Raw genomic sequence first — 16485 nt, forward strand, 5'->3', positions numbered from 1 at the left:
CGCAGCGACTTGTAAAAGCAACCATCAACAACCGCTGGTGATAACGATTACTCAGAATAATTATCTTGTAACTTCTTCGCTAGCAGTGCACTCATCATTGCGCGCAGCGCTGCTGGCTTAACCAGTTTTCTCATAAAGCCAACATCAGCTTTATGAGTTTTTTCTTCAATGTCACTATCGATAGTCGCTGTAATTAATATGGCCGGAATATAATGATTACTGCTTGCACGTAACGCTTTAATAAGGGTTAAGCCGTCTTGATTATTATTAAGCTGGTAGTCGACTAATAAAATTTCAACTTCATTTTGATGCTGTGCAAATATTGCAATTGCCTGCTCAAAAGACTCAGCCGATAGCACGTTACACTGCCAAGCACTGAGCAGTTCTGTCATGCCATTAAGTACATCAGGGTCGTTATCAATACACATTACCGTAACGTCTTTTAGACCTATTTTATTGACTGGCTGCTCAATTTTAATATTAAATTGTCGATGAGCTTTAGTGATAGCGAGTGAGAATTTACACCCTTGCTGCTCTTTTGATGTTAACGACAGCGGGTGTCCTAATAATTTTGCAAAGCTTTGGGTAATATTAAGACCCAATCCTAAACCTCTGCTGGCATGACTTGGATTGTTTTCTAGTTGAGTAAATTGCTCAAAAACAATTTTTTGTTTTTCAAGTGGAATACCTGGACCGTTGTCCAATACTTGCAGAATAACTTGCTGACCAAGAGTACGCGATCCTAATAAAACTTTACCCGGACTGGCGTAGCGAAAGGCATTGCCAATTAAGTTCTGTAAAATACGGCGTAATAAATTACGGTCTGAAGTAATCCAAGCTTTACAAGAGACCACTTTAAATTCAACTTGATATTCAGCCGCCGCCGCTGAGAATTCTTGCGCCAAATCTTTAAATAAATCATCCACTGAAAATGTGGTGAGATGGGTGGTGATATTACCGCTTTCAATACGTGCTATTTCAGCTAAGTCGGCCAGTAAGTCGTTAGCAACTTTTAAAGAATGATCGATGTTTTTGACTTGTCTTAATTGGCTTTCGCTTAAACTGCCTTGGCTACTCAAGGCTGAGGTAAATAATCTTGCAGCTTCCAATGGCTGCATTAAATCATGGCTGCAGGCTTTGAGATAGAGGCTTTTTTTAATATGTGCTTGTTCAGCCTTCTCACGAGCAGCATCTAAATCTTCATTGGTTTTTTCTAATTTTTTAGTGCGTTCGGTAATAATGGCCTCTAAATCAACATTGGTATCTTTTAATACTCTTTCAGCATTTTTATAGGCGGTAACGTCAGAAAACAACATGACAAAGCCACCACCGGGTAAAGGGTTACCTTGAATTCTGATCACTTGGCCGTCAGGGTGTTCACGTTCAGAGCTGTGAGGGCTTCCGTTTCGTAAATACTCTAAACGTTTTTCAACTTGCCGACTAATTTCACCTTCGCCGCAAAGACCACGCGAGGCGTTGTAACGAATAAGGTGCTTTATCGGGCAGCCTTTGTAAATTAACTCTTTAGGGTAAGAAAATAAATCAATATATTTATTGTTCCAAGCGACTAGTTTTAGCTCATTATCGACAATAGAAATACCGTCACTGGCGTTTTCTATTGCGCTTTGTAATAAATTTTGACTGAATTTACGCTGCTGGCTCGAAGCATCTTCAACTAATACCGCAATTTCGTCGAGGGCAATATCGCGTCCATCTAAAGCCGAAGATAAGACTAAACGTGCTGAAGATGCCCCCATAACACTTGCCAGCGTATTTTCAGTATGCAGTAATAACTGTTGATTATAATCTTGATGAGTAACCTCTTTTTTCACAACACCTTGCTTAAAGTGTTTAAAACTAATTTTTGCTTTTCCTTCGCCAACAAAGCGCGAGACAAGTACTTCTAAATCACGTTCATCAATATGGCGTTTTTTCTGTGAATTGAGTAGTTTAGGTGCTTGCCACTCTAAAAATAGCGATGCCTGTACCCGCTCTTGCACACTTTGGCGACTGACTTGTGATAATGCCCACATTACAAACATATTAATCGTTAAGCTAAGCAGGCTAACGGTGGTATTAGCCGATAATAAGCCGCCGGTAAAAGGCTGCTCGTATAAGCCAAATTGTGGAATGAAATTAAGTAATAACCACATTGAAAAACCAATTAAAATACCCGCATATACCCCGGTTAAGCTTGCTCTTCGCCAGTAAAATGCCGCAACAAGTGCTGGGGTCAATTGCGCAAAAGCTCCAAAAGCAATTTCACCTAACGAGCTTAGGGTATCGGGTGACGTCATCAAAAACACCCCGTAGCCTAGTAAAATAACTAGAAAAACAAGTGCTTTACGAATGTTAAGCAAGCGAATTCGAAATTCATCAAAATCAGTGTTTTTAGCTTTGCTAGCACGAAAAATATAAGGGAAAACTATTTCATTACTCAGCATCGTACTCAGCGCAATCGAAGAAATAATCACCATAGAGCTGGCAGCAGAAATAGCACCTAGAAAAGCAAACAGTGTTAACCAGGTTTGTTGTTGATGCCAAGGTAAAAATAAAACATAAGCATCTGAAGGGACACTATCACCCAAGAGCATTTGGCCCGCGATACCCAGTGGTGCAGCGAAAACCGCAAAAACTAATAAATAAAGCGGAAATACTTTTCGACTGAGCTTAGTATCTTTTGGGTCTTTAAGTTCAACGACCATGACTTGAAATTGTCGAGGTAAGGATAAAAATGCCGCCATGACAATAACCAACATCGCTAGCATCGACATCATATTAGGAAAGTTAAGTTGCTGCTCTAGCTGTAAACGTGCTCCTGACTTGTACCAAATGTCCATGGGTGAGTCGAAGACAAAAAAAGTCACAAAAATACCGACAGCAAGAAAAGCAAAAAGTTTGACTAACGATTCAAAAGCAATGGCGAGCATTACACCTGGGTGGCGCTCGGTAACATCGATGTGACGAATACCAAATATTACGGTGAAGCCAGCAAGTACTATGCTTGAAATAAGTCCAAAGCGCCAAGTTACTAACGTTTGTTCAGCTTGAAGTTGTTGAAAAGAATAGACAATAGCTTTTAACTGTAGAGCGATATAGGGCATGGTGCCGATTAAAGCGACGATGGTCACCATAATCGCTAGCTTGTGCGACTTACCATAACGTGAGGCGAGTAAATCAGCGAGAGAGGTTAAGTTTAACTTTAAGCTAACACGCACAATACGTTGGATAAAAGGCCAAGCAAAAACAAATAATAAAATGGGTCCTAAATAGATAGGAATATGAGAAAGAAAGTTTGTTGAGGCTTGGCCCGTAGTGCCTAAAAAGCTCCATGACGTACAGTAAACCCCTAGCGTTAGCGCATAAATAATCCCCTGACTTTTACGAACAATTTTATGACGGTATTTGTTTCCTAAATAAGCAATAAGAAAAAGCAGGCCAATATAACCAATACTCAATACGGACAATTGCCAATTAGGAAACATAATTAATCTCAATTTTTATTTTTATACTTCTACAATACCAAGCCTTTAAGCTAATTTATACAAAACTTGGTGGGTAATTAAGCGAAGTTTTTTAAGCCATTAACTTCAGAACATTGCATTTCAATAACATTACTATACAATCGCGTTCGAATATCATTCGAACGAATAAGTTAAAGAGATTTCTATGGCACCAGCACCAAAATTTAGCCTTGAAGAACAAGAGAAGTTAATTCTGTTTGCCGCGGTTACCGCAATAGAAAAAAGTAACGTATTAGATTTTTCAATGTCATCAATCGCCAAGTCTGCTGGCCTATCTATGGGATCGGTCTATAAATTTGTGCAATGTAAAGAAGACTTGCTGATTGTCTTAGCAACAAAAATGTATCAAGAAAAATATCGGGTTGTAAGTCAAGTGCTTGCATTGCCACTAACTACGCCAGAACGAATTATTGCTTTAAGCTTACTCGATTTCTCTAAAGTACAAATGTTTAGTTTTGATGATCAACTAGAAAGTATTGTTAATACCCGCTCTATTATAAAGCGATGCTCGCAACGCTGGCTTGATTATATGATTAATTGTAGTCGTGTCTGCGAGGATTCATTTAAAGCATTGTTGCAAACGGCAGTCGATACTAATGAACTACAGTCGAGTGTTAATGACATGGAGCAGATAAGTATTGGCGCATGGTCTTTAAATGTTGGTTATTTTCAAACGGTAAGATTACATCACAATAGAAACAGTAAACAAGATAGTGAAGCTCAAGAGGGTATCACTTCTTTATCAACAGACAATGTGCACATTCTTAATTTACAACGCTTTATCAACACCTTTGATTGGCGACAAAAAGTCAGTAAAGACGATATTGAAAAAATAGCTATACAGCTAACGACGTCAGAGCTTAGATAACAACATGAGAAATAATAAAGGAAATACTATGAAAATCCGTCAATGGATTCTAATTATTCTAATTTTAGTTGCAGTGGTCAGTAGCTTGTATTTTTATAAGTCATCATTACAAGCCGAAGCATCGCAGGGAGTCAATATGCCTGAGCCTTCAGCAACGGTTAATGCGACTGAAGCGGTTCGTGTCGATTATCAAGAGATGCTTAAAGTCAGTGGTGAAGTACAAGCCTTTAAATCATTATCATTAAATAATGAATTCGCTGGGCAAATCACCCTGTTAAATGCACAGTCAGGACGTCTGGTGAAAAAAGATCAGGTACTTATTGAAATTGACCATCGAGATGAAGACTCGAAGTTAATTGCCGATCAAGCACAGCTTACCTTAGCGAAAAAGACCTATAGTCGCTATCTTGTCTTAAAGAAAAACAATGAAATTAGTGCCGAACTTGTTGATCAAGCTGAAGCTGAAGTTGCATTGGCTAAGTCTGATGTAGCGTTATTAGAAACGATGATCACCAAGAAAAAACTGACTGCGCCTTTTGATGCAAAAGTGGCCATTCATAATCTTGAAATTGGGCAATATTTAGATAAAAACAGTCAAGTATTGACCTTGATTGGTATTAACGAATTTACCTGGATTGATTTTTACTTACCACAAGTTTATCAAGAGCTCGAGGTGGGATCGGTTGTTAACGTTCAACCGATGAATCAGCTTAAGTCATATCAAGCGATGATCATTGCCATTGACCCACAATTAAAACGGACTTCACGTAGCTTGAAGTATCGCGCACAAATAAAGTCTTCATTATTAGCATTGAAGCCTAATACCTTAGTCAGTGTTTATTCACCCATTGCCGCCAAGGCTTCGCTAATATCAGTACCTGATATCGCCATAACACGAGATCCACTAGGAAGTTATGTTTTTATACTTGAAGCTGAGGGTGAAGGTGCTTATCGGGCTAAAAAAGTTAAAGTGATTTTGGGCGATCGCAATGATGACCGGGTAATGGTGTTGTCAGGCCTCAATGAAGGGCAATTAATTGCTACAAAAGGTGCATTTAAATTGTTCCCACAAATGAAAGTTTATCTCGCTGAGCCTTTGTCAGCGAGTACTGCTGATAAGAAATAGCGAGTTATGATGAAAAAAACTTCAAATCCAATTTCACACAGTAAAGTATCGGTAATGGATATTTTTGTTCGCCGTCCTGTTGTCGCGTTAGTTTTGTCTATTATTATTTGTTTAGCGGGACTTTGGTCAATCAGTAAGATAGCTGTCTTGCAGTTTCCAAAGATAGAGAGTGCGTCGTTAGTTATTGATACCTATTACATTGGCGCTTCAGCTGAAGTGGTGCAAGGTTTTGTTACTGAACCGATAGAACGAGCTGCCGCAACGGTGCCCGGTGTTGAGTATGTTGAGTCTAAAACGACTTCAGGTAGCAGTAAAGTTACCGCGTGGCTCAACTTAAATGAAAATAGTACCTTAGCATTAGCGGAGTTAACTGCACGTTTAAGCCAAATTCGCTATGAATTACCCACAGGGGCGCAAGACCCCATAGTCTCAGTGAGTCGTGCAGATCGTCCTTTTGCTGTCTTCTATCTGAATGTTAATGCTAATGGTAATGACTTATCAAAAGTCACTGATTACTTAACCCGACAAGTTAATCCGGTTTTAAACGCCATAGAAGGCGTACAACGTGTTGGTATTGAAGGGGCAAGAACGCCAGCAATGCGCATCTGGTTGAATACCGAAGCGCTTGCAGTGTTTAACTTAAGTTCGACAGAGGTTTACCAAGCACTAGCAACCAATAACAGTATTGCAACTATGGGTTATGCTGAAAATAGCCGACAGCGCATTGATATTGTCGCTAACAGTCAATTAACGTCAGTGACTGAGTTTGAGCAATTAGTGGTGGCAAATATCGACGGTGCTACCATTCATTTAATTGATATTGCTCGTGTTGAAATAGCGGCAGAAGATGCCAGCGTTACGGCAAGGCTAAATGATAGTGACACGGTTTATATCTCAATTTGGCCCTTACCTGGCGCTAATGAAATTGATATTGGCGATAGTCTTTATAGTAAAATTGCCGAATTAAATAAAACATTACCTTTAGGTATGTCGATAGATTTTGCCTTCGACGGTACACTTTATATGCGTGATGCGTTAAGTGAAATTTTTATTACTTTAATGGAAACTGTTATTTTAGTCGGCTTGGTCGTTGTTTTATTAATGGGGTCATTTAGAAGTGCGATGGTGCCACTTATTACTATTCCTATATCTATACTTGGCGCGGTAGCAGCGATGTCATTTATGGGTTTTTCGCTTAACTTATTAACCGTGTTAGCGATTGTATTATCGGTAGGTTTGGTGGTTGATGATGCGATTGTGGTGGTGGAAAACGTTGCCCGTTTAATGCGCAAAGGTTATTCAAAATTTGACGCTGCTTTAGAAAGTTCACGTCAACTACTTGTTCCCATTATTTCGATGACCTTAACGTTAGCTGCGGTCTATGCTCCTATTGGATTTTTATCAGGGTTAACCGGGGTTTTATTTAAAGAATTTGCTTTTACCTTGGCTATTGCGGTCATTATTTCAGGGATTGTCGCGATTACTTTATCATCGGTGATGAGCGCACATATCTTGCCTAAAGGGGGTGAAGAGGGGTGGTTAACACGAAAAGTGAATAAACTCTTTGATAATATTCAACAGGCTTATGGTAAATTACTGCAACGTATTTTTAAGTGGCAAGGGCAGGTTTTTTTAATTGCGGCTGTGGTTTCTTTGCTTTCAGTGCCTTTTTATTTGCAATCAAAGAAAGAGCTAGCGCCTGTTGAAGATCAAGCGAGTGTGATGTTTGTCGTTATGTCACCACCTGACTCTTCATTAGCGTACAACGTTGCTCAAATGGGACCTGTGGTGGAGACCTTACAAGAGATTGAAGGTGGTTTGAAAGTTTGGCAATTACTCTTCACTTCTGGTGGCTTTGGCGGCTTAGAGTTGGTTGGTGCTGACGATCGTAATTACTCTACACAAGAACTTATTCCAGAAATGTATGGCAAATTGGCGCAAATACCCGGTTTGAATATGTTACCTATATTACCCGGTTCATTGCCAACCGCAGGGCAATTTGAAATTGAAATGGTAGTTAAATCTTCGGCATCCTATGCTGAAATGAAAAACTATGCTGATCAATTGGTGGGAGCAGCATTTGCCAGCGGTGATTTTCTTTTTGCAGACAGTGATTTAAAAATAGATTTACCCCAAGTTGAGTTACAACTAGATCGCGAAAAAATTGCTGATTTGGGGCTTAATGTTGCTGATATTAGTCAACAAATGGGCATTCTATTGTCGAGTAACTTCGTTAACCGTTTCGATGCTAACGGTAAGGCATATCGTGTTATTCCAATGGTTGATAATAATATTCGGGGTAAAACTGAAGAGATCTTAGCGTTAAATATTAAGATACCTTCGGGAGAATTAATCCCCGTTTCGGCTGTTGCTGATTTAACATGGAAAACCGTACCGCGTGAATTATCAACTTTTGCTCAGCAGGCTTCATTTAAAGTTTATGGTGGCGTTGCGCCAGGCGTTAATAAAGAACAAGCGCTATCAACACTAGAAAAAGCGGCGAGAAATATGCTACCTACAGGTTACAGTATTGACTATGCCGGAGAATCACGTCAGCTTCGCAAAGAAGGCAGTACCCTAGTGATGGTATTAGGTGTTTCATTATTGATTGTGTTTTTAGTTTTAGCGGTACAATTTAACAGCTTTAGAGACCCGCTTGTGGTGCTTTTAGGTTGTGTACCCTTAGCGTTGTCAGGAGCATTACTTTTACCTTACATTGAGTTAACCACCATTAATATTTATTCACAAATTGGTTTGATCACCTTAATTGGTTTAATCGCTAAAAATGGTATTCTCATTGTCGAATTTGCGAATCATGCTCAAATAGCTGGCGCCGATAAATTAGCGGCGGTTACAGAGGCAGCAACGACACGTTTGCGACCGATATTAATGACGACCGCGGCAACTATTTTAGGACATTTTCCTTTAGTATTGGTGACGGGAGCTGGAGCAGAAGCGCGAAACAGTATAGGTATTATTTTAGTGGCGGGTATGTTTATTGGCACACTATTCACGCTGTTTGTTTTACCTAGTTTCTATTTGTTATTTGCCGAGCGTCGACAAGCTTCAGTCGAAAATAGACCCGAGATGGCTATCGCTAAAAGCGAAGTTTAGTCAGGGGGAGTGTTGCTAGGTAAGAAAGGGCGTTACTTTATCAAGTAACGCCCTTTTTTTAGGCAACAAACGCAGTTAATACTTTAAAGTGGATCACTCGTCGCCACTGTTTCGTTGTTGAGGAATATCACTAAAGTACTGGACAAACTCTACTTCAAAGCCATTGGGGTCAAGAAAATATAAATTAGCTCGGTGTGGATGCTCAACGCCTTCTTTATGCACGTCAAAGCCCGCCTTTACTAGTCTATTTTTTATTGCTGTTAAATTATCAGTCACAAAAGCAAAATGCGCTAATCCTACTTGATGCCCCAATAAATCTCGATTTTCTTCAATACCGTTATCGTTGAAAGTAAGATATTGATAGTCGTCACCAAAGTGCACCCAATTGCGGTCTACACCAGACCATTGTGAAATGCCCTCAGCTCTTATTTTCCAATGAGGAAAGGCTGCTTGGTAAAATGTCAGTGTTTGTGGAATGTCGTTAACGACTAAATTTAAGTGTTCAATGTGCAGCATAGGTATCCTTGTTTACTAACAGTGAAGAAACGATGAAACTCAGCTCAAGCTGAAGTAAAAGGTTATTTCTAATAAGCTTAAAATTATATTATGTCAATTAAGTCCTAATGGACAGGGTGAACACTGAAGAAGTGAATTTAATCATAGACAACCTTGCTAAGTGCTGAGGTGTAAAAGTATCGAGGTTACCTTTTTATCAAAAAATAATCGTCCTATAGTCGTGGGGTGGCGTGATTAATTTGGGGACGTAATAAGATGTCGTGGCGAATGAATGTTCAGATAATGAGTTGGCTTGGTGTTAGTCATGTTATCAGTGGTTGTTATTATCAATGAATCGTTGTCATAACTACCATGACAACGATAAATCAACGACCTGCCACTTGTGGGGTTATCGGTGGTATTAGTTAAGTGTTTGCGTATAAAACTCAGAAAAATATTTACCGCCCTTAATTTCAAGGATTAAACGTAATTTGTAGCTTTGGCCTTTATCTGCAATCAAACGACCAAGTGGTGTTTCACGCTTCCAGTAATAAGGCGAGTCTTTCATGCCGAGTCGAAAGGACGTTGCTTGGTTTTCTTTATCGACGAGAAATAAAGTCGCAGTGTCGATAGGGAAAGTAGAATTTACGGTCGTTATACCTTTATCATCCATAACATTAACTTCAAATTCTCCTGATTTTAAAATACATTTTTGCTGACTAACGTCACAATGTCCAAAGGGAACTAATTCAAAAGCGCGTGCTTGACTCGCACTATTCTCTTCCCATAAATCAGCTAAGGCAAAGCCTAAAATGGTCAGGATAGGGGCAACGATAATAGCTGTTTTAGTGTGTTTGTTCATAAAGCTTCCTATGAGTATATGTTACTTCGTCATGCTGAATTTATTTCAGTTGTTTAACTTGATATCTTGAAATGAATTTAGGATGACGCCGACTTAGCTCGTTAGGTTTTAGTTCTGCAGCCCACTGAGTCAGTTTAGTTTTAATCATAATGGCCATTTAGCCCGTTCGGTGTTAAATATTATGTCTGCTTAAGCAGAAGAATTTACTCATCATATCGTAATAAGTAAATATAAAGCCCTATTTATACAAGTTAAATAGGGCTTTAGTATTATTAATCAAAAAATTGTCGTAAGACTAATTAGTGATCATGTGCTGCTGTAACACCACCGTGCGGCGTACGGAAGTTTTCAACCATTTGTTGGATATGAGCGGGTGCTGGACCTGTTACTCTTAATACAGCGAAAGCAACTGCAAAGTTAACAGCAGCGCCAACTGCACCAAAGGCATTAGGAGAAATACCAAAGAACCAGTTAGGACCCATATCACCTAGGAAAGAAGTGCCTGGGATAAACATAAAGCCTTTGTGTTGGAACACGTATAACATAGTTACACCGATACCCGAACACATGCCCCAAACTGCTGCTGGACCACTCATCTTCTTAGCAAATATACCCATCATTAGTGCAGGGAATATTGATGATGCGGCCAAACCAAAGGCTAGCGCCACCGTTCCTGCGGCAAAGCCAGGCGGATTTAAACCAAGCCAACCAGCAACCATCACTGATATTGTCATCACAATTCGACCTGCGAGTAACTCATCTTTCTCTGACATGTCAGGTGTTAAAATACCTTTCAATAAATCGTGGGAGATAGAGGAGGATATCGCTAATAACAGACCAGCGGCAGTAGACAACGCAGCCGCTAAACCACCGGCGGCAACTAAAGCAATCACCCAGTTTGGTAAGTTTGCGATTGCTGGGTTAGCAAGTACCATAATGTCACGGTCAACTTTAACCATTTCATTCGTCGCTTTATCAGCAGTGTATTGTATTTTACCATCGCCATTCTTGTCTTCGTATTGTAAAAGACCTGTTTTTTCCCAATCTTTAAACCATTGTGGACGTTCAGCATACTCAAGGTTCTGACCAGCTACGGGTTCAATAGTGTTCATTAGGTTCAAACGGGCCATTGCGCCAACTGCCGGAGCAACTGTGTATAACAAGGCGATAAAGACTAATGCGTAACCTGCAGATTGACGTGCTGCTTTAACTGAAGGTACGGTAAAGAAGCGCATAATAACGTGAGGTAAACCGGCAGTACCTATCATTAGAGATAGCGTATATGCGAACATATTTACTGAGCCGCCCATGTTGTCAGTGGTGTACTCTTTAAAGCCTAATTCAGTAACAACTAAGTCTAATTTATCAAGTAAATAAACACCACTACCGTCAGCCAACGTTGAGCCTAAGCCTAACTGTGGAATAGGGTTACCCGTTAATTGTAGTGAAATAAAGACAGCAGGAATAGTATAAGCAAAAATCAATACTATGTACTGAGCAATTTGCGTGTAAGTAATACCTTTCATACCACCCAATACGGCATAAACCCAAACAACGAACATACCGATGTAAAGGCCTAAATCGTAATCAACTTCTAGGAAGCGAGAGAAAGCAACACCCACACCTTTCATTTGACCAATGATGTAAGTTAATGACGCGATGATTAAACAAACAACGGCAACGACACGTGCTGTTTTTGAGTAATAACGGTCAAAAATGAATTCAGGTACAGTGAACTTGCCGTGCTTACGTAAGTAAGGAGCAAGTAGCATGGCCAGTAGTACATAACCACCAGTCCAACCCATTAAGAAAACTGAGCCACCATAGCCAAGGAAAGAAATCATCCCTGCCATTGAAATAAATGACGCGGCACTCATCCAATCGGCACCAATTGCCATACCATTTTGTAGTGGGGTAACACCACCACCAGCAACGTAAAAGTCACTAGTTGAACCGGCACGAGCCCACCAAGCAATACCAAAGTAAACGGCGAAAGAACCGAACACAGCAATGTATGTATAGAGTTTTAACTCATCCATTATGATTCCTCGACGTTATATTTTTTATCAAGATCGTTCATTTTTTTGGTGTACCAAAAAACTAAACCGACAAAAGTGTAAATTGAACCTTGCTGTGCAAACCAGAAACCTAGTTTGTAGCCACCGATACGTATTTCATTTAAAGGTTCTACTAATAGCAAACCGAACCCAAATGAAACGACGAACCAGATAACAAGACTTATAAATATTAGGCGCAGATTTTCTGACCAATATGTCTGTTTCTCTTCCATTATCCTCTCCTAGCAACTTAACTTATCTGGGTTTTAGCCCAGTTATTATGTGAAGCGTTTATTATTTTTTTACGCTTGATTTATCACCTGTTTTACCAATTAAGGCAGTAGTTACGTTTACTATTAATTCGGATCGCGATAAAACCAAAATCAAAATTCATAGTGAAATTTAACTATTATTGACACTAACAAGGTTTTTCGAATTGAGGTATTACACTTTAGTCTAGATTTTATACTTTAGGGTTGACGTAAGTGGGCTAAATACACTAAAAATAGCTATCTACTAAGTATGTTTTGTTAAAGGCTGAAAGAATATGGATCATGAACTCGCCGAGATTAGTGCTTTCCTTCAAGTGATTCCACCATTCGACACCATACCCGAATCGGTGATGTTACAGTTAGTTAAAGAAATAAATATTTGCTATGTAAGGGCCAAGCAACCGTTACCACCTAATGGTATCGAAGAGGCGCGTCTTTACATCTTACGCAAAGGTGCTTTGGTTTATACCGACCATAATGGTCAGTTAGTGGGAAAATATACCGAAGGTGAAATTTGCAGTGTCTTTTGTCGACCCGCACAACGCAATGAAGTGGAGGTAAATACTGAAGAAGACACTTTACTGTACAGTCTTGATTATCAAACTCTGCTGTCTTTAGTTGCAGACTACCCACAAATAGACGCTTTTTTTATGCAAACTGCTGCAGAACGTTTAAAAGGAAAAATGAGTAAGGTTAATGAAGACGCAATTATTAATTCTTCACTGATTAATAACCCGATTAGTCAATTTTATCACCAACCGGTATTAACCATTAACAGTCATCAAAGCATACAAGAAGCGGCGCTAAAAATGACTGAAAAAGATATTTCTTGCTTAGTCGTCATCGATGATAAAAAAAGTGGTGTCAGTGCACCTGTTGGTATAGTAACTGATAAAGATATTTGTCGACGTTGTGTCGCTGAAGGGTTAAGTTTTACCCAGCCAGTTAGCGAGATTATGACCACAGATATGGCAACGTTACCCGAGCAAAGTAGCGCTTATGATGCGCTTATGTTAATGATTAGCAAGCGTATTCACCACCTTCCTATTACTGGCTTTAGTGATTCTGGAGAGTATGGCGAACTAGTGGCGATGGTAACTATCACTGACTTAATGAATAATGAAGGCCATAACGCCGTCAATATCACCAGTATCATTCGTAAAGCGGCAACCATTAACGATTTGATCCGTATCAGTAAATTATTACCAAAATTACAAATTCGTATGGCTAAACTTGGCACCAGCGCTGATCATATCGGTAAAAGTATTAGCGCGATAACGATGGCATTTACGATTCGAATTATTGAAATGTCAGAAAAGATTAATGGTAAAGCGCCAGTTCCTTATGCATGGGTAGCTTGTGGTTCTCAAGCAAGGCAAGAGCAGCTTGCTCATTCTGACCAAGACAATGCTTTAATTATTTCTGATCAGCTACAACCTGAGCATGAAGCTTGGTTTGAAAACCTTGCCTCGTTTGTGTGTGATGGTCTTGCTGCCTGCGGTTTTATTCTGTGTCCTGGCGATATTATGGCTTCAAACCCTAAATGGCGACAACCACAAAAAATGTGGCATCAATATTTTGAGCAATGGGTGAATACGCCAAGCCCACAGGCGTTACTTAATGGTAGTGTCTTCTTTGATTTTGCTACAGTACATGGCGACGATTCTTTACTTAACGAAGTACGTAGCAAGCTGCTGGCAAAAACCAAAGGTAATAGTTTATTTCTCGCACACCTGTCTAGAAATGCTTTTATGCTGAGGCCACCACTGGGGTTTTTTCGGGATTTTGTGTTAATTTCTGATGGTGAGCATAAATCGAGTCTAGATATTAAGCACAATGGTATAGCGCCGATTGTTGATCTGGCAAGAATTTATGCGTTAGCCGAAGGGATCGCATCAGTGAACACTATAGAGCGGCTTAGAAAAGTAGCCGGAAGCCCTTCTATCTCTAAAGAGTCGGCGGCTAATTTAATTGATGCTTATGAATTTTTAGGTATCTTGCGTTTAGAGCACCAAGCCAATTTACTACAAGCAGGTAAAGAGCCAAATAATTATTTGTCACCAAAAAAATTATCTAAGCTCGAACGTGAACATTTAAAGGATGCTTTTAAAGTCATCAAAGCATTACAAGACAGCAGACAGTCAACGTACTAAGGTTAAATATGCTCAGCAATCACCCTTTGTTTTATTGGTTACTCGGTTATGAAACTCAACGAAAACGTGCTTGGGCGCGAGCGCCAGAAGGGGCCTTAAAAGACTTTCTTGCTGTTCGTTTTCCTGCACCTGATACACCATTAAATGATATTGAAATTTTGTCTGTTGATTTTGAAACCACTGGCCTTCATGCCCTTAACGATAAGTTACTGAGTGTTGGCTTTATTGGCGTAAAACAGCAGCAAATATCGTTAAAAGATAGCTATCATCAAATCATTAAAACGAAGGATGACCTTTGCGCAGATAACGTTATTATTCATCAAATAACCGATCAACAAAAAGAACAAGGCGCGCCATTAAAAGAGGTGGTTGAAGCCTTACTCAAAGCTTTGGCTGGAAAAGTAATGTTGGTACATTTTGCTCGCATTGAAAGACAATTTTTGCAACAAGCTTGTTTGGCACTTTATGGCGTAGTACCACCCTTTCCGATGATAGACACCCTCATGATAGCGAAGCGTCAACTTGATAAAAAGGATGTCGCTTACGACCCCTCGGAATTAAGATTGTCAACTTTGCGCCACGATCATGGTTTACCAAATCATTTTGCCCATAACGCTTTAAATGACGCTATAGCTACGGCAGAACTGTTAATGGTACAAATGAGTGAAATGTCTGATAACAACTCACTTAAATTGCACGATTTATTATTGTAATTTCGGCCCAATGAACCCATAAAAATTAACGGCAAGTAAATCTGTTAAAGGTAACGGTGATATTTTCAAGTTGACTATTATCTTTGAAAAAACACCCCTGATAACTTACTGTAGCTTTTATTTGAAATAGTTTATGGTGACCGTTTAGGCTTTATCAACTGAAGTTGATGTAGACTTAGCATTGGCTTTTATGATTTCAATATCTACTTTATCAATAAGTAATAAGACATCCGCTAATTTTTTTCTTAAATCAGCAGAGAGCTTGTTAGGGAAGCTACATTTTTTGGCGACAGAAAGTGATTCTCTGCGAATAACGATGTTAAGTAAGTTCTGAATAGAGTCGGTATTTGATAGTGCTAATGCGGGGAGTGGTTTTTCAACGGCTTGATTAAAGGTATCGTATGCTTCTTGTAATGCTACTTTTGCTTGTTTTAGTCTAGCCATGTAACCACCTATTTTATTGTTATTAAGAGCCTATTTGTATTTATCATGATTAATTAAAATACCTACGGCCCCTTCTACAATAAATAGATTTGAAAATTTGTCTAGTGTTATTCGTTAGTAATTAAACGATTGCAGTAGTGTTAACATTATTATCTTGCCTTGAACCTACAGCTAACCTTAGTTTCATGCTCTTACTTGATGATAAAATTTTAGTTGGTTAATTTCGCTTTTTTGATGATGGTAAATAATTCATCTTTTAAATGTAAACGCTGCTTTTTTTTTTGATCGAGATATTCATCAGAAGTATTTTCTGCCCCCTGTTCAATATGATGTACTTCTTGATCGAGCTCGTGATATTTTTTGAATAAGCGAGCAAAATGAGCATCATTCATTTTTAGGCTGCGTATTTCATCAGCAAATTCTGGAAACTTGTGGTGTAAATCATGTTTTCTATTATTATTTTTTATCCCTTATGTTGCGCAATTAATACAAGTTGTTGTGTAAGGTAAAGCGTGTAATCTTTCGATGTTTATTAGGGTGTCACAGCTTGCACAAACGCCATATTTTTTATTTTCTAGACGATTTAATGCGGCAGTAATATGCTTTAGTTCAGCTTTTGCTTGGTGATGAATTTCATCTAGCACTTCATCATTCTCGGTTTCGGTCGCTTGTTCGGCAAAGTCCTGTGAGCGACCTTGGTGTAAATCAGCTTCAATAGCACTTATGCGATGTTCTAGCTGAGTTTTTTTCTCTGTTAGCGAGGTTAATATTTCTTGATGAGTCATGTCATTTTCCTTTGAACGATAACGGCGATGACTTTATTTTATGACAACGTTGGCTAATTGTTTTGATTTAGC

The 16485-nt window shown here is 39.2% G+C and carries 13 protein-coding genes; 5 read left to right on the top strand and 8 right to left on the bottom strand.

The window, feature by feature from the left end; translation table 11 throughout:
• Window positions 1–47: 47 nt before the first annotated feature.
• Window positions 48–3485, bottom strand: a complete 3438-nt coding sequence (locus H4J66_RS12325) for a PAS-domain containing protein (protein ID WP_182175115.1) — start codon at window positions 3483–3485, stop codon at window positions 48–50.
• A gap of 184 nt (window positions 3486–3669) precedes the next feature.
• Here H4J66_RS12325 and H4J66_RS12330 point away from each other — a divergent pair, with 184 nt between their 5' ends.
• The 3 genes from H4J66_RS12330 to H4J66_RS12340 are packed head-to-tail and all read left to right on the top strand — an operon-like array spanning window position 3670 to window position 8632.
• On the top strand, window positions 3670–4392 hold the full coding sequence (locus tag H4J66_RS12330; RefSeq protein WP_182175118.1) for a TetR/AcrR family transcriptional regulator: 723 nt from the start codon (window positions 3670–3672) through the stop codon (window positions 4390–4392).
• 28 nt (window positions 4393–4420) lie between these two features.
• Window positions 4421–5518, top strand: a complete 1098-nt coding sequence (locus H4J66_RS12335; RefSeq protein WP_182175121.1) for an efflux RND transporter periplasmic adaptor subunit — start codon at window positions 4421–4423, stop codon at window positions 5516–5518.
• A gap of 6 nt (window positions 5519–5524) precedes the next feature.
• Complete coding sequence (locus tag H4J66_RS12340; protein WP_259368506.1) at window positions 5525–8632, top strand: efflux RND transporter permease subunit; 3108 nt, start codon at window positions 5525–5527, stop codon at window positions 8630–8632.
• A 93-nt stretch (window positions 8633–8725) separates the two neighbouring features.
• Here the strand turns inward: H4J66_RS12340 and H4J66_RS12345 are convergent, their stop codons facing one another.
• The 4 genes from H4J66_RS12345 to H4J66_RS12360 all read right to left on the bottom strand — a co-directional run bounded on the left by H4J66_RS12345 (window position 8726) and on the right by H4J66_RS12360 (window position 12279).
• Window positions 8726–9148 (bottom strand): VOC family protein, encoded by a 423-nt coding sequence (locus H4J66_RS12345; protein WP_182175124.1) that lies wholly within the window; start codon window positions 9146–9148, stop codon window positions 8726–8728.
• A gap of 400 nt (window positions 9149–9548) precedes the next feature.
• On the bottom strand, window positions 9549–9989 hold the full coding sequence (locus H4J66_RS12350) for a hypothetical protein (protein WP_182175127.1): 441 nt from the start codon (window positions 9987–9989) through the stop codon (window positions 9549–9551).
• A gap of 299 nt (window positions 9990–10288) precedes the next feature.
• A complete protein-coding gene (locus H4J66_RS12355; protein ID WP_182175130.1) occupies window positions 10289–12028 on the bottom strand; it encodes a sodium:solute symporter family protein in 1740 nt (579 codons plus the stop codon).
• A complete protein-coding gene (locus H4J66_RS12360) occupies window positions 12028–12279 on the bottom strand; it encodes a DUF4212 domain-containing protein (RefSeq protein ID WP_070375432.1) in 252 nt (83 codons plus the stop codon). The genes H4J66_RS12355 and H4J66_RS12360 overlap by 1 nt, the downstream gene beginning before the upstream one ends.
• 314 nt (window positions 12280–12593) lie before the next feature.
• On the opposite strand from H4J66_RS12360, the gene H4J66_RS12365 reads away from it, so the two are divergent.
• Window positions 12594–14471, top strand: coding sequence for a putative nucleotidyltransferase substrate binding domain-containing protein (locus H4J66_RS12365; protein WP_182175132.1), 1878 nt, complete (start codon window positions 12594–12596; stop codon window positions 14469–14471).
• An 8-nt stretch (window positions 14472–14479) separates the two neighbouring features.
• Window positions 14480–15184 (top strand): exonuclease domain-containing protein, encoded by a 705-nt coding sequence (locus H4J66_RS12370; RefSeq protein ID WP_182175135.1) that lies wholly within the window; start codon window positions 14480–14482, stop codon window positions 15182–15184.
• Between the two features lie 144 nt (window positions 15185–15328).
• Here the strand turns inward: H4J66_RS12370 and H4J66_RS12375 are convergent, their stop codons facing one another.
• The 3 genes from H4J66_RS12375 to H4J66_RS12385 form a co-directional block, all read right to left on the bottom strand.
• A complete protein-coding gene (locus H4J66_RS12375) occupies window positions 15329–15628 on the bottom strand; it encodes a hypothetical protein (protein WP_070375435.1) in 300 nt (99 codons plus the stop codon).
• Window positions 15629–15837: 209 nt separating this feature from the next.
• The gene (locus H4J66_RS12380; RefSeq protein ID WP_182175138.1) at window positions 15838–16020 is read right to left on the bottom strand and encodes a YdcH family protein; all 183 of its coding nucleotides are present in this window, start codon (window positions 16018–16020) and stop codon (window positions 15838–15840) included.
• Window positions 16021–16098: 78 nt separating this feature from the next.
• On the bottom strand, window positions 16099–16413 hold the full coding sequence (locus tag H4J66_RS12385; RefSeq protein WP_182175141.1) for a TraR/DksA C4-type zinc finger protein: 315 nt from the start codon (window positions 16411–16413) through the stop codon (window positions 16099–16101).
• Between the last annotated feature and the right edge of the window lie 72 nt (window positions 16414–16485).

Source organism: Colwellia sp. MB3u-55, assembly GCF_014076785.1.
In the GTDB taxonomy this organism is placed as follows: domain Bacteria; phylum Pseudomonadota; class Gammaproteobacteria; order Enterobacterales; family Alteromonadaceae; genus Colwellia_A.